Raw genomic sequence first — 13,631 nt, forward strand, 5'->3', positions numbered from 1 at the left:
ATTGGCGCATTGCCGGGAGTAGAGGAAGACATTATGGATTACGAATTTCTGCGCGATATTACCGGGGTGGTAAAAGTGCGTATGTCCATGGGCCACGAGGTGGTGGGGCACTGGTTTAATGAGGAAGTGAAAGAAAACCTGGCCTTACTTGATGAAGTGGAACAGGCAGCGCGTGCGGTTAAGGGCAGTGAGCGCTCCTGGCAGCGAGCAGGGCATGAATACACGCTCTGGCTGGATGGCGAAGAAGTGATGGTTCGCGCTAATCAGCTGGAGTTCTCTGGCGATGAGATGGAAGAGGGGATGAGCTACTACGACGAAGAAAGTTTTTCGCTCTGTGGTGTAGAGGACTTTCTTCAGGTTGTGGCGGCATACCGCGAATTTGTGCATCAATCCTGAGATATTTCAGATATCAATGAAGCCGGGTGAGACAAACCCGGCTTTTTTTTCATCCGAATGATTATTTGATTTTTATTAATCATTCAAAAACTGTGATCTGCCGCGTTTGTGATCTTATTTTGATTGAATATAATCGTTGTGATTTTATTTAATCACAACATAACAACAGGCGGGAAGACCATGAACATCAAGAAGGCAATAGAACGCGTACCCGGCGGCATGATGGTTGTGCCGTTGGTTATCGGTGCCATTATCAACACTTTTGCCCCGCAGGCGTTGCAGATCGGTGGATTCACCACGGCTTTATTTAAAAATGGCGCGGCTCCCTTGATTGGCGCGTTCCTGCTCTGTATGGGGGCGGGAATTAGCGTAAAGGCGGCGCCGCAAGCTTTGCTACAAGGCGGCACGATTACGCTGACCAAGTTACTGGTCGCGATTGCAATTGGTCTCGGGGTTGAACACCTGTTTGGCGCGGAGGGCATCTTTGGCTTAAGCGGTGTTGCCATTATTGCGGCAATGAGTAACTCCAATGGCGGGCTTTACGCGGCGCTGGTTGGCGAGTTTGGCAATGAACGTGATGTCGGTGCGATCTCCATTTTGTCTCTGAATGACGGGCCTTTCTTTACCATGATCGCGCTGGGCGCGGCGGGTATGGCAAATATTCCTATCATGGCGCTGGTGGCGGTTCTTGTTCCGCTGGTGGTTGGCATGATCCTCGGTAACCTCGACGCCAATATGCGTGACTTCCTGACCAAAGGCGGTCCACTGCTCATTCCTTTCTTTGCGTTTGCACTTGGAGCCGGTATTAACCTGGAAATGCTGCTGCAAGGTGGTCTGGCGGGCATTCTGCTGGGTGTGCTGACCACCTTTGTGGGCGGCTTCTTTAACATTCGTGCCGATCGTCTGGTAGGCGGGAGTGGTATTGCTGGTGCTGCGGCATCCAGTACTGCGGGGAACGCCGTCGCGACGCCACTGGCCATAGCACAGGCCGATCCCTCGCTGGCAGAGGTTGCCGCTGCGGCAGCGCCGCTGATCGCTGCGTCAGTCATTACAACCGCTATTCTGACGCCAATTCTTACGTCGTGGGTCGCGAAAAGGCAGTCTCGTCAGACCGTGCAGGAGAAGAAAGCATGAAAATGATCGTTATCGCCGATGACTTTACGGGCTCTAACGATACCGGCGTACAGTTGGCGAAAAAAGGGGCGCGTACCGAAGTAATGCTGACCCCAGCGCAGAAACCGTCGCGCCGCGCCGATGTTCTGGTCATCAATACGGAAAGCCGGGCGATGCCGGCAACGCAGGCCGCCGCGGCTGTACAACAAGCGTTAGCACCATGGTGTGAGGGCGAAGCAACACCGCTGGTATACAAAAAAATAGACTCGACATTTCGTGGCAATGTGGGGGCTGAAGTCACTGCAGCCATGCGTACAGCCGGTCGGACGCTGGCCGTGATTGCGGCGGCAATTCCTGCTGCCGGGCGCACCACGCAGGATGGCTTGTGCCTGGTCCATGGTGTGCCGCTGCTGGAAACGGAATTCGCCAGCGATCCAAAAACGCCCATTCACTCTTCGCGTATTGCTGAACTGGTCGCACTGCAAAGCGATGTCCCTGTACATGAGGTGTCGCTGGTGGATGTGCGTCGGGGAAGTTTGAGTGCGCTGCTGAGCGCTTTTGCAAAAGCCGGCGAATGTATGGTGGTGGTGGATGCCATGGAAGAGCGAGATCTCGCGCTCATTGCACAGGCGGTTTGTGAGCAAAAACAGATGCCGCTGCTCGTAGGGGCGGCAGGGCTGGCCAATGCGCTACCGGCCGCAACGTTTATGCAAGAAAAGCAGGAATTACCGGTGTTGGTTGTGGCTGGCTCAATGAGTGAGGCAACGCGACGTCAGGTGGAAAAAGCAGTGTGTCAAGGTCGGGCAAAAGTCGTTGATATCGATGCCGCGCGGTTGGTTGCATCGTCATTTGCACCGGAAATGGACTCTGTTATTGAACAGGCTTGCGCGCAACTGAGCCAGCAGCAGCACACGATCTTACGCACCAGTCGATGTGCAGAAGACCGGGACATGATCGACACGCTGTGTTTCAACGTGGGGATGAGTCGCCAGCAGTTGGGAGAACTGCTGAGTCAGCGTCTAGGGGAGATAACGCTGCGCATTATTGAACAAGCACGTATCGGCGGATTGTTCCTGACCGGAGGCGATATTGCCACGGCGGTCGCCAGTGCGTTGGGTGCTGAAGGGTATCGCATCCACAGTGAGGTCGCCCCCTGTATTCCGTGCGGAACGTTTGTGAATAGCGAGATTGACGACTTGCCGGTTATTACCAAAGCGGGTGGATTCGGTTCTGATACGACCCTTTGCGATGCGCTGTATTTTATTGAGGAGATGTACCGTGGTAACTAAAACAATTGCGATTACGATGGGAGATCCGGCGGGGATTGGTCCGGAAATTATTGTTAAAGCGCTACGCGAAGATGAACTTAATGGTGCACCGCTGGTGGTGGTTGGGTGCCTAAAAACGCTGCAGCGGTTACAGGCTCAGGGGCTGGCTGACGGAGTAACATTTCGCGCTATTGAACAGGTCGCCGATGCCAGATTCACGCCAGATACGATTCATGTGATTGATGAACCGCTGGCGAAACCTGACGAACTGGTCCCTGGTACAGTGCAGGCGCAGGCGGGCGATCTGGCCTATCGCTGTGTGAAGCGGGCGACTGAACTGGCGATGAAGGGGGATGTACATGCCATCGCGACCGCGCCGTTGAACAAAGAAGCGCTGCATCTCGGCGGACACAATTATCCTGGACATACCGAACTGCTGGCAACGCTAACCGAAAGCCGCGACTATGCGATGGTGCTGTACACCGATAAGCTGAAAGTTATCCATGTTTCGACGCATATCGCACTGCGCAAATTCCTTGATACGCTCAATGGGCAACGTGTCGAAACGGTGATTGGTATCGCAGATACCTTCCTGAAGCGCGTAGGCTTTGCACACCCGCGTATTGCCGTTGCGGGGGTGAATCCACATGCCGGAGAGAATGGCCTGTTTGGCGATGAGGAAATTCGTATTGTCGGACCCGCGATTGAGAATATGAGAGCGAAGGGGATGGATGTTTACGGTCCGTGCCCGCCGGATACCGTGTTTTTACAGGCTTATGAAGGTCAGTATGACATGGTGGTGGCGATGTACCACGATCAGGGGCATATCCCGCTGAAATTGCTGGGTTTCTATGATGGTGTAAATATCACAGCAGGTTTACCGTTTATTCGTACCTCTGCCGATCACGGTACGGCATTTGATATCGCCTGGACGGGAAAAGCAAAATCTGAGAGCATGGCCGTATCGATTAAACTGGCAATGCAACTGGCGTAATTTACTGTTATGAAAGGGCAACACCGTCTGGATAAGATTGTGGCGTATTTGAAAAATCATACGCTGGTTACCGTGGAACAGTTGGTTGACGCGGTTGACGCCTCTCCAGCAACGATCAGGCGCGATCTCATCAAGCTGGATGAACAGGGTGTGATCAGCCGCAGCCACGGCGGTGTTGCGTTACGACGCTTTGAAGCTGCGCAGCCAACCACAAACGAAAAGCAACTGCGATCGCCTGCTGAGAAACGGGCGATTGCGCGTTTTGCTGCCTCAATGGTGCGTGCGGGTGATGCCGTGGTGCTTGATGCCGGTACCACAATGCTGGAGCTGGCAAAATGTCTGACTCATTTGCCGCTGCGAGTGATTACCGTTGATCTGCATATTGCCCTGTTTTTGTCAGAATTCCGTCAGATAGAGGTGACGATCGTCGGTGGACGCATCGATGACAGCAGCCAGTCCTGTATTGGTGAGTTTGGCCGGAAAATGTTGCGCAGCGTCTATCCTGATATTGCTTTTATGAGCTGTAACACCTGGAGTATGGAAAAGGGTGTAACCACGCCAACGGAAGACAAAGCGGGATTAAAGCAGGAAATTATTGCGAATGCCCAACGGAAGGTATTGCTGGCGGATAGCAGTAAGTACGGCGCACATTCGTTATTTAACGTCGCGCCGCTTAGTTGCTTTACCGATGTTGTTACCGATGTGAATCTACCGCCAAACGCGCAGACTGAATTAAAAGCGCAATCCGTTGCCCTGACGCTGGTACAGCCAGAGTAACGGCAATCTCAACCCTGATTGCGCCGGAGATTATTTAACGTAGGCCAGCAGGCTCAGAGAGTCACGCGCCAGCGCTTTGCATTTCTTTGCTGTTGGGATGCCGATACCGCTGAGATCGCGATAGCTGTCCTCACCCAGTGCCTTCATGTTGAAGGTGTCGTAATTGCTCAGGTCCCACTGGTTTTGCTGGGCAAAAAAGACCAGTGCGCGACGGATCTGCCCATTTGGCAAATTCTGGTATCCACAGTCATTTTTCAGAAAAACAAAAACTGCCGTTAAATCGGCCATATCTTCGGCTTCGGACTCGCTGAGCGCGTAGCTATTTGCGCATACGGCCATCAGGGTGCCGAACAAAACTGTTCTGAAAAACGTCTTCATTGCTTCTACCACTGCATCACGGAATTTAAACGTTAGCACACTGCGAGCGAAGCGACGACCTTTATTATTAGCCGTTTACTTGACCTTCCCGTAAGGGGAAGGCTTATGCTTAAAAGATAGCCTGCTTAAGCTGCTGAATATAAGGAAGTGATTATGCAACGTCGTGACTTTTTAAAGTACTCCGTGGCGCTGGGCGTCGCGTCAGCATTACCTCTGTGGAGCCGTAGCGTATTCGCCGCAGACCGTCCCGCATTACCCATTCCAGACCTGTTAACCGCCGATGCTTCTAATCGCATTCAGTTGATTGCACAAGCCGGGCAGTCGAGCTTTGCAGGTAAAACTGCTACCACATGGGGATATAACGGCAATTTACTCGGACCTGCGGTCAAGCTGAACAAAGGGCAGTCGGTGACCGTGGATATCCATAACCAGCTTGCCGAAGAGACGACGTTGCACTGGCACGGCCTGGAAATCCCCGGTGAAGTCGACGGTGGACCGCAAGGCATTATCCCGGCGGGCGGGAAACGTTCGGTGACCTTCACGCCGGATCAGAGGGCGGCAACCTGCTGGTTCCACCCGCATCAGCATGGAAAGACCGGTCGTCAGGTAGCGATGGGACTGGCCGGACTGGTGCTGATTGAAGATGAAGAGATTCGCAAGCTGCTGCTGCCTAAGCAGTGGGGCATTGATGATGTGCCGGTGATCATTCAAGACAAACAGTTCTCTGCTGATGGGCAGGTTGATTATCAACTGGACATCATGACCGCCGCCGTCGGCTGGTTTGGCGATACGCTGCTGACCAACGGGGCGATTTATCCTCAGCATGCGGCACCGCGCGGCTGGCTGCGCTTGCGTCTGTTGAATGGTTGTAACGCACGCTCACTGAACATTGCGGCCAGCGACAATCGTCCTTTGTACGTCATTGCCAGCGACGGCGGACTGTTGGCGGAACCGGTAAAAGTGACCGAGCTTCCTATGCTGATGGGCGAGCGCTTTGAAGTGCTGGTGGATGTGAGCGACGGCAAAGCTTTTGATCTGGTCACTCTGCCAGTCAGCCAGATGGGGATGGCGATTGCGCCATTCGATAAGCCGCATCCAGTCATGCGCGTTCAACCGTTGCTGATTACCGCTTCCGGCACGCTGCCAGATTCGCTGACATCCATGCCATCGCTGCCGTCACTGGAAGGGCTGACGGTGCGCAAGCTGCAGCTGTCGATGGATCCGATGCTCGATATGATGGGCATGCAAATGCTGATGAAGAAATACGGCGGTCAGGCCATGGCGGGTATGGATCATGGGAAGATGATGGGCCATATGAATAATGACAATATGGGCCACGGCAATATGAATCATGGCAATATGAACCACGGTAAGATGGGGAATATGCAGCATGGCGACATGGGCAACATGAAGCATGGATCATTCGACTTCCATAATGCCAACCGGATTAATGGCCAGGCATTTGATATGAATAAACCGATGTTTGCCGCGGCGAAAGGTCAGCACGAACGCTGGGTGATTTCCGGCCAGGGCGACATGATGCTGCATCCGTTCCACATTCACGGCACGCAGTTCCGTATTCTGTCTGAGAATGGCAAAGCACCTGCCGCACACCGCGCGGGATGGAAGGACACTGTGCGGGTAGAAGGCGGCGTGAGCGAGGTGTTAGTGAAGTTTGACCACGACGCGCCAAAAGAGCATGCCTATATGGCGCATTGCCATCTGTTAGAGCATGAAGATACCGGGATGATGCTCGGCTTCACCGTATAAACAGCGGCGGATAGCGGTGGCGCTATCCGCTAAATGTTTATTCCAAAAACGGATTATTACCCTATCGTCCAGTAGAAGCATGCATATACTGATGAGGTTAATCACTTATCACGAGGTATGCATGACCCTTTTGCGTAAAGTACTGACGGCATCTTTTATTATGCTTCTGGCGGTTTCGGCACAAGCTGCGATGAAGATGGAACGCCAACAGATTTCAAAACTGAATTTAAGCCTTGAAATTCCTCAGACGCTCACGCCGATGCCGGACGAAATGGCAAAAATCAAATACCCTTCTGAAAACCGTCCACAGGTGATTTACGGTGACGAACGCGGTAAAGCGTCTTTAGGTATTACCGCCGGGCGCAACGCATTGCCTGCCGCTCAGTTGGATATGGCAAAGGATGCGACGCTGAAGATGCTGACCAACTTCAATCCGCAGGCCGAACCTGTCACGGTTGATGGGCATAAAGCGTGGCTGATTACCTTCCGTTCTCAAGCGCCGGATACTGAAATTCTCAATATGCTGCTGATTACCTCGCAAAATGAGAAAGCGGTGCAGGTCTCCTTCAATATGACCAAAGATCTGGTGGCTCAGTATCAGGAAGCCGCAAAAGCGTCGCTACTGTCACTGAAGTTTGAATAAAAAAACGCCCGCTGAATCGCGGGCGTTAACCATTTTACTTCGCGTCGTCCGGCAACGCGTATGCCACGATATAATCGCCCATCTTCGTACCAAATGAGCCGTGGCCCCCAGCGGAAATCACCACATACTGCTTACCGTTCACTTCATAGGTCATCGGCGTTGCCTGACCACCGGCCGGCAGACGGCCCTGCCACAGTTTTTCACCGTTACTCATGTTGTACGCACGCAGATAGTTATCTGCAGTCGCGGCGATAAACAGCACGTTCCCCGCGGTTGAGATAGGTCCGCCCAGCATCGGCATCCCCATATTGAACGGCACCGGAACCGGCATTGGGAACGGCATGCTGTCCTGCGGTGTACCTATACGTTTTTTCCACACCACGTGATTGGTTTTCAGGTCCACCGCGGAGATATAACCCCATGCTGGCTGCTTACACGGTAGGCCAAATGGTGAAAGGAACGGATTAAGCGTTACGCCGAACGGTACGCCGTATTGCGGCTGAATACCGGACTCCGTGCCTGTACCTTTGGCGTCTTTTGGCGGTTCCATTGGGTTGCCGGGACCGCGTGGGATCAGCTTCGAAACAAACGGCAGCGCCATTGGGTTGGCAATGGCGACCTGACGGTTAGGATCAACAGAGATGCCGCCCCATTCGAACATGCCGAGATTACCCGGGAACACCAGTGTGCCCTGCTCTGAAGGTGGGGTAAAAATGCCCTCATAGCGCAACTGATGAAACATTACGCGGCACACCAACTGGTCAAACATGGTTGCGCCCCACATATCCGCGCCACTGAGATCTTTATGCGGACGGAAGCTGAGGTCGGAGAACGGCTGGGTTTTGCTGACATAATCACCTTTGGCTGCACCTTGCGGCACCGGTTTTTCCGGGGCTGGCACCACCAGTTCACCATTACGGCGGTCGAGCACAAAGATATTACCGGTTTTTGCCGGGGCGTAAATGACCGGAACTTTCTCTCCGTTGACGTTGATATCCGCCAGAGTTGGCTGCGCCGGTAAGTCCATATCCCACAGATCGTGGTGAACGGTCTGATAGCTCCAGGCCAATTTCCCGGTAGTGGCATTTAACGCCAGGATGGAGCTGGCATAACGTTCCTGCTCCGGTGTGCGGTTACCGCCCCAAATATCCGGCGTGGTGACACCCATGGGCAGATATACCAGATCCAGCTTCGCGTCGTAGGCCGCAGGCGCCCAGGAGTTCGGCGAGTTAAAGGTGAAGGTATGTTCATCTGAAGGAATGAAATTAGGATCTTTGGCGCCTGGGTCGAACGCCCACAGCAGCTTACCGGTATTCACATCGAAGCCACGGATAACGCCGGAGGTTTCGCGGGTGGAGAAGTTATCAGTCACCGATCCGGCAATCACAATGGTTTTATCAGTGATGATGGGCGGTGATGTCGGCTCATACAGACCCGGCGTGGTATCCGGCATATTGGTCTGCAGATTCAAAATGCCTTTATTGGCGAAGGTTTCACATGGCTTGCCGGTCTCGGCATTCAATGCAAACAGTCGTCCATCATTGACCGGCAAAAGGATACGGCGCGGACAGTCGGCCATCACCTCTGCTGAAGCCGTATCCGGTCTGGCTTCATGATAGGAAACGCCGCGACAAGTTACGTGCTGGAAGCTGGTATTGGTATTAAGTTGAGGATCGAAATGCCACTTCTCTTTACCGCTGGCTGCGTCCAGGGCAAAAAGTCGCTGGTGGGCGGTACACAGATAAAGGGTATCGCCTACTTTTATGGGCGTGACTTCATTGGTGATTTCACCGGGATCGTTGGGTTGTTTTAAATCCCCGGTACGAAATACCCAGGCTTCTTTCAACTGATGAACGTTGTCTGCGTTGATTTGTTTCAACGGAGAGTAGCGTTGACCTTCCTGATTGCGGCCGTAAGCAGGCCAGTCTTCATCGGCAACCGGAGAGATAGCCTCGGCCACGGTGGCATCAGCACTCAACATTCCGTGAACCTCTTGTGGGTCGTTGAAGCCAGCCCAGGTCAGGATACCGCCGCTAATCAGCAGGGCCACCACCAGCCCCGCTACTGCGCCACTGGAAGGGATAATAAGGCGACGCCAGACGAAAGGCAGGATAAGCCAGATACCAAAGAAAACCAGGATGTCGCTACGCGGCGTCAGCGCCCAGAAATCAAATCCGACCTCCCATACGCCCCAAAGCATGGTGGCGAGAAGCAGGGCGGCATACAGCCAAAGGGCAGAGCGTTTACTGCGCCATAAAAGAAGCGCCACACCGAGCATGGCGAGGCCCGCGATCGGGTAATACCAAGAGCCGCCAATGGCGACGAGCCAACCTCCGCCAATCAGGAGATACAGTCCACAAAGTGCCGCGAATACGGCGCTCAGGGTCACGATAAGCCGTTGAGAACGTACGTTGTTATTTGCCATAAAAAATACCATCACATGTGTTATTTCTTTAATAGCAGTTAATTATAGGAGCTAAAACGCGTGACCATTGTCACATTATGAACTTTATCAACAGATGCCGCGTATGAATGCTTTTGCTGGTATACTGCGTGCCTTGCGCTTAGATGCTGGCTTATTTAAAGTAAGCATTAAGTGATTTGTTTTTAAATCATATGGTTAGATATATGAAACATACTGTTGAAGTCATGATCCCGGAAGCGGAGATCAAAGCGCGTATTGCTGAACTGGGGCGTCAGATTAACGAACGTTACAAGGACAGCGGCAGCGATATGGTGCTGGTTGGTCTGTTACGTGGCTCATTTATGTTTATGGCGGATCTGTGCCGTGAAGTGCATGTCTCTCACGAAGTCGATTTCATGACGGCATCCAGCTATGGCAGCGGAATGTCTACCACGCGTGATGTTAAAATTCTGAAAGACCTGGATGAAGACATTCGTGGCAAGGACGTGCTGATTGTCGAAGACATCATCGACTCCGGCAATACGCTGTCCAAAGTGCGTGAAATTCTGAGCCTGCGCGAGCCGAAATCCCTGGCTATTTGTACGCTGCTGGACAAACCTTCTCGTCGTGAAGTGAATGTTCCGGTCGAGTTTATCGGCTTCTCAATTCCTGATGAGTTTGTGGTCGGTTACGGCATTGACTATGCCCAGCGTTATCGCCATCTGCCGTACGTTGGCAAAGTGGTGCTGCTGGACGAGTAACTGGCTAGAGCGCCTGATGGCGCAGGTTTGTAGGCCGGGTAAGGCGTCGCCGCCTCCCGGCAATGTCACATTATTTATGGTTACTGTGTTTCTGACTCAGGTTAGACAACCCCTGGCGATAGCGCTGTTCCAGCGTTTCGCGGCTGGTGGCGGTGACGTCGAGATCGCGCAGCAGGCCATCATGAATACCGTAAGCCCAGCCGTGAATGGTCACTTTCTGACCGCGCTTCCAGGCTGAACGCATAATGGTTGAGTGGCCCAGGTTATAGACCTGTTCCATGACATTCAGTTCGCACAGGGTGTCCATACGACGTTCCTGCGGCATTTCGCCCAGCAGTGAGCTGTGTTTGAACCAGATATCGCGGATGTGCAGTAACCAGTTATCAATCAGCCCCTGTTCTTTATTTTCAATCGCCGCCTGGACGCCGCCGCATCCATAGTGGCCGCATATAATAATATGTTCCACTTCCAGCACATCCACCGCATACTGAACCACTGAGAGACAGTTCAGGTCGGTGTGAATAACCAGATTGGCAACATTGCGGTGAACAAATAATTCGCCCGGTTCAAGACCGGTTAATCGTTCAGCGGGAACGCGGCTATCGGAACATCCAATCCATAGAAAACGCGGATTCTGGGCATGTGTCAGCGTTTCAAAAAATCCGGGATCTTCTTCTATCAGCATCTTTGACCATAGTGCATTGTTGCTGATGAGTGTATCTATGTCTTTCATGGAGTAGCACGACCCGAAGCCAGATAAATTCGATGGGCTAATATAGGGTAACTCCATCATTATTTAAACTATATATAAAATGTCAGAACGTAAGGTAAGTATAAAAACATGACCATTGCTCTGGAACTTCAACAACTTAAAAAAACTTACCCCGGTGGCGTTCAGGCGTTACGCGGGATAGATTTGCAAGTCGAAGCGGGTGATTTTTATGCGCTTTTGGGACCGAATGGCGCAGGAAAATCCACCACCATTGGAATAATCAGCTCGCTGGTGAATAAAACCTCCGGGCGGGTGAGTGTCTTCGGATACGATCTTGAAAAAGATACGGTTAATGCTAAACGCCAGCTTGGCCTGGTACCACAGGAGTTTAACTTTAACCCGTTTGAAACCGTGCAGCAGATCGTGGTCAACCAGGCGGGTTACTACGGTGTTGAGCATAAAGAAGCGGTCAAACGCAGCGAACTATATTTAAAGCAGCTCGATTTATGGGAAAAACGTAACGAGCGCGCGCGCATGCTGTCTGGTGGGATGAAACGTCGTCTGATGATTGCCCGTGCGCTGATGCACGAGCCGAAATTACTCATTCTGGATGAACCAACGGCGGGCGTCGACATTGAGCTGCGTCGTTCAATGTGGGGCTTTTTAAAGGATTTAAACGACAAAGGCACCACCATTATTCTGACCACTCACTATCTCGAAGAAGCGGAAATGCTGTGTCGTAATATCGGCATTATTCAGCACGGCGAGCTGGTGGAAAACACCTCGATGAAGAGTCTGCTCTCCAAGCTGAAATCCGAGACCTTTATCCTCGATCTGGCACCAAAAAGTCCGCTGCCGAAACTGGAAGGTTATCAGTACCGACTGGTCGACACTTCCACGCTGGAAGTGGAGGTTCTGCGTGAACAAGGGGTCAACAGCGTCTTCTCTCAGCTGAGCGCACAGGGCATTCAGGTATTGAGTATGCGTAACAAAGCGAACCGACTGGAAGAACTGTTTGTTTCTCTGGTGCATGAAAAACAAGGAGATCGCGCATGATGCAGCTTTACTGGGTTGCGCTGAAAAGCATCTGGGCGAAAGAGATCCACCGCTTTATGCGTATCTGGATCCAGACTTTGGTGCCTCCCGTCATCACCATGACGCTCTATTTTATTATCTTTGGTAACCTGATCGGCTCGCGTATCGGCGAAATGCATGGTTTTAGCTACATGCAGTTTATTGTGCCGGGGCTGATTATGATGGCAGTGATCACCAACTCGTACGCGAACGTGGCATCGTCATTCTTTAGCGCCAAGTTTCAGCGCAATATCGAAGAGCTGCTGGTCGCCCCGGTGCCGACGCACGTGATTATCGCCGGTTTCGTCGGCGGCGGCGTGGCGCGTGGCCTGTGCGTAGGCATTCTGGTCACGGCTATTTCACTGTTCTTCGTACCGTTCCAGGTGCATTCCTGGGTCTTTGTGGCGCTCACGCTGGTGTTAACGGCGGTACTGTTCTCGCTGGCCGGTTTGCTGAACGCAGTCTTTGCTAAAACCTTTGACGATATCAGCCTGATCCCCACCTTCGTGCTGACGCCGCTGACCTATCTGGGTGGCGTGTTCTATTCGTTAACGCTGCTGCCGCCGTTCTGGCAGGGACTGTCGCATCTGAACCCAATTGTCTACATGATTAGCGGCTTCCGCTACGGCTTCCTGGGTATTCATGATGTTCCGCTGGTCACCACGTTTGGCGTGCTGGTGGTGTTCATTGCGGCGTTTTACTTGCTGTGCTGGTACCTGATTCAGCGCGGACGCGGCCTGCGTAGCTAATTCTTTCTTCCTCTCCTGACTCGGGAGAGGAAGACTTTTGATGCTTATCACCATTACCGATTTATCACCCTGATAAACTACTTGCCTGCTAAGGAGGTAGGCAATGTTAGGTTGGGTAATTACCTGTCATGACGATAAGGCACAGGATATGCTGCATCGTCTGGAGAAAAAGTACGGCCCGTTGGAGCAATGTCAGGTGGTAAGTTTCTGGCGTGGGCTCAGCTCGAATATGTTAAGCCGCATGATGTGCCATGCCCTGCATGCCACAGACTCTGGTGAAGGGGTAGTATTCCTGACGGATATGGCCGGGGCTGCGCCTTACCGTGTGGCTTCGTTAATGAGTCATAAACATCCCCAGTGCGAAGTGATTTCAGGTATCAGCTATCCATTGCTTGAGCGAATGATTTCGTCACGGGAATCGCTGAGCAGTTCTGCGTTTCGCGATTGCATCGTCGCGCTTGGCGGCCCCGAAGTCTCCAGCCTCTGGCATCAACAACAAAAAAATCCCCCCTTCGTGTTGAAGCATGATTTGTATGAGTATTAATCATTGGTATTGATGATGCTTTTGATACAATAACCGAGGTTTCTCGCC

The 13,631-nt window shown here is 52.4% G+C and carries 14 protein-coding genes; 11 read left to right on the forward strand and 3 right to left on the reverse strand.

The annotated features are described in order from the left end of the window. Positions 1–33: 33 nt before the first annotated feature. The 5 genes from yacL to OGY10_RS05440 all read left to right on the forward strand — a co-directional run bounded on the left by yacL (position 34) and on the right by OGY10_RS05440 (position 4,548). The gene (gene yacL, locus OGY10_RS05420; protein ID WP_020996227.1) at positions 34–396 is read left to right on the forward strand and encodes a protein YacL; all 363 of its coding nucleotides are present in this window, start codon (positions 34–36) and stop codon (positions 394–396) included. 180 nt (positions 397–576) lie between these two features. Further along, on the forward strand, positions 577–1,530 hold the full coding sequence (locus OGY10_RS05425; RefSeq protein ID WP_048214928.1) for a 2-keto-3-deoxygluconate permease 1: 954 nt from the start codon (positions 577–579) through the stop codon (positions 1,528–1,530). Continuing rightward, complete coding sequence (gene dtnK / locus OGY10_RS05430) at positions 1,527–2,798, forward strand: D-threonate kinase (RefSeq protein WP_125362726.1); 1,272 nt, start codon at positions 1,527–1,529, stop codon at positions 2,796–2,798. Before OGY10_RS05425 ends, dtnK begins: the two co-directional genes overlap by 4 nt. After that, on the forward strand, positions 2,788–3,771 hold the full coding sequence (locus tag OGY10_RS05435) for a D-threonate 4-phosphate dehydrogenase (RefSeq protein WP_081003606.1): 984 nt from the start codon (positions 2,788–2,790) through the stop codon (positions 3,769–3,771). Before dtnK ends, OGY10_RS05435 begins: the two co-directional genes overlap by 11 nt. 9 nt (positions 3,772–3,780) lie before the next feature. Then, complete coding sequence (locus OGY10_RS05440) at positions 3,781–4,548, forward strand: DeoR/GlpR family DNA-binding transcription regulator (RefSeq protein ID WP_008786221.1); 768 nt, start codon at positions 3,781–3,783, stop codon at positions 4,546–4,548. A 30-nt stretch (positions 4,549–4,578) separates the two neighbouring features. Here OGY10_RS05440 and OGY10_RS05445 read toward each other — a convergent pair whose 3' ends face one another. Continuing rightward, on the reverse strand, positions 4,579–4,926 hold the full coding sequence (locus OGY10_RS05445) for a YacC family pilotin-like protein (RefSeq protein WP_032941691.1): 348 nt from the start codon (positions 4,924–4,926) through the stop codon (positions 4,579–4,581). A gap of 153 nt (positions 4,927–5,079) precedes the next feature. On the opposite strand from OGY10_RS05445, the gene cueO reads away from it, so the two are divergent. Both cueO and OGY10_RS05455 read left to right on the forward strand, forming a co-directional pair. Beyond that, a complete protein-coding gene (gene cueO / locus OGY10_RS05450) occupies positions 5,080–6,696 on the forward strand; it encodes a multicopper oxidase CueO (protein WP_125362725.1) in 1,617 nt (538 codons plus the stop codon). A 121-nt stretch (positions 6,697–6,817) separates the two neighbouring features. Next, positions 6,818–7,339 (forward strand): hypothetical protein, encoded by a 522-nt coding sequence (locus OGY10_RS05455; RefSeq protein ID WP_032942383.1) that lies wholly within the window; start codon positions 6,818–6,820, stop codon positions 7,337–7,339. Between the two features lie 34 nt (positions 7,340–7,373). Here the strand turns inward: OGY10_RS05455 and OGY10_RS05460 are convergent, their stop codons facing one another. Then, positions 7,374–9,764: a glucose/quinate/shikimate family membrane-bound PQQ-dependent dehydrogenase gene (locus OGY10_RS05460; protein ID WP_032941710.1), complete on the reverse strand. Its 2,391-nt coding sequence runs from the start codon at positions 9,762–9,764 to the stop codon at positions 7,374–7,376. Positions 9,765–9,967: 203 nt separating this feature from the next. Between OGY10_RS05460 and hpt the strand changes: the two genes are divergently transcribed. After that, entirely contained in the window at positions 9,968–10,504 is a 537-nt protein-coding gene (gene hpt / locus OGY10_RS05465; RefSeq protein WP_003018658.1) for a hypoxanthine phosphoribosyltransferase, read from the forward strand. 70 nt (positions 10,505–10,574) lie between these two features. Here the strand turns inward: hpt and can are convergent, their stop codons facing one another. Beyond that, complete coding sequence (can, locus tag OGY10_RS05470; RefSeq protein ID WP_008786227.1) at positions 10,575–11,237, reverse strand: carbonate dehydratase; 663 nt, start codon at positions 11,235–11,237, stop codon at positions 10,575–10,577. Between the two features lie 108 nt (positions 11,238–11,345). On the opposite strand from can, the gene OGY10_RS05475 reads away from it, so the two are divergent. The 3 genes from OGY10_RS05475 to OGY10_RS05485 all read left to right on the forward strand — a co-directional run bounded on the left by OGY10_RS05475 (position 11,346) and on the right by OGY10_RS05485 (position 13,583). Then, positions 11,346–12,272, forward strand: a complete 927-nt coding sequence (locus OGY10_RS05475) for an ABC transporter ATP-binding protein (RefSeq protein ID WP_003829469.1) — start codon at positions 11,346–11,348, stop codon at positions 12,270–12,272. Further along, positions 12,269–13,039 (forward strand): ABC transporter permease, encoded by a 771-nt coding sequence (locus tag OGY10_RS05480; protein ID WP_008786229.1) that lies wholly within the window; start codon positions 12,269–12,271, stop codon positions 13,037–13,039. The genes OGY10_RS05475 and OGY10_RS05480 overlap by 4 nt, the downstream gene beginning before the upstream one ends. A gap of 103 nt (positions 13,040–13,142) precedes the next feature. Then, the gene (locus OGY10_RS05485) at positions 13,143–13,583 is read left to right on the forward strand and encodes a PTS sugar transporter subunit IIA (RefSeq protein ID WP_125362724.1); all 441 of its coding nucleotides are present in this window, start codon (positions 13,143–13,145) and stop codon (positions 13,581–13,583) included. The last annotated feature ends 48 nt before the right edge of the window (positions 13,584–13,631 follow it).

The organism is Citrobacter sp. Cpo148, from assembly GCF_030332375.1.
Taxonomy (GTDB): Bacteria; Pseudomonadota; Gammaproteobacteria; order Enterobacterales; family Enterobacteriaceae; genus Citrobacter; species Citrobacter portucalensis.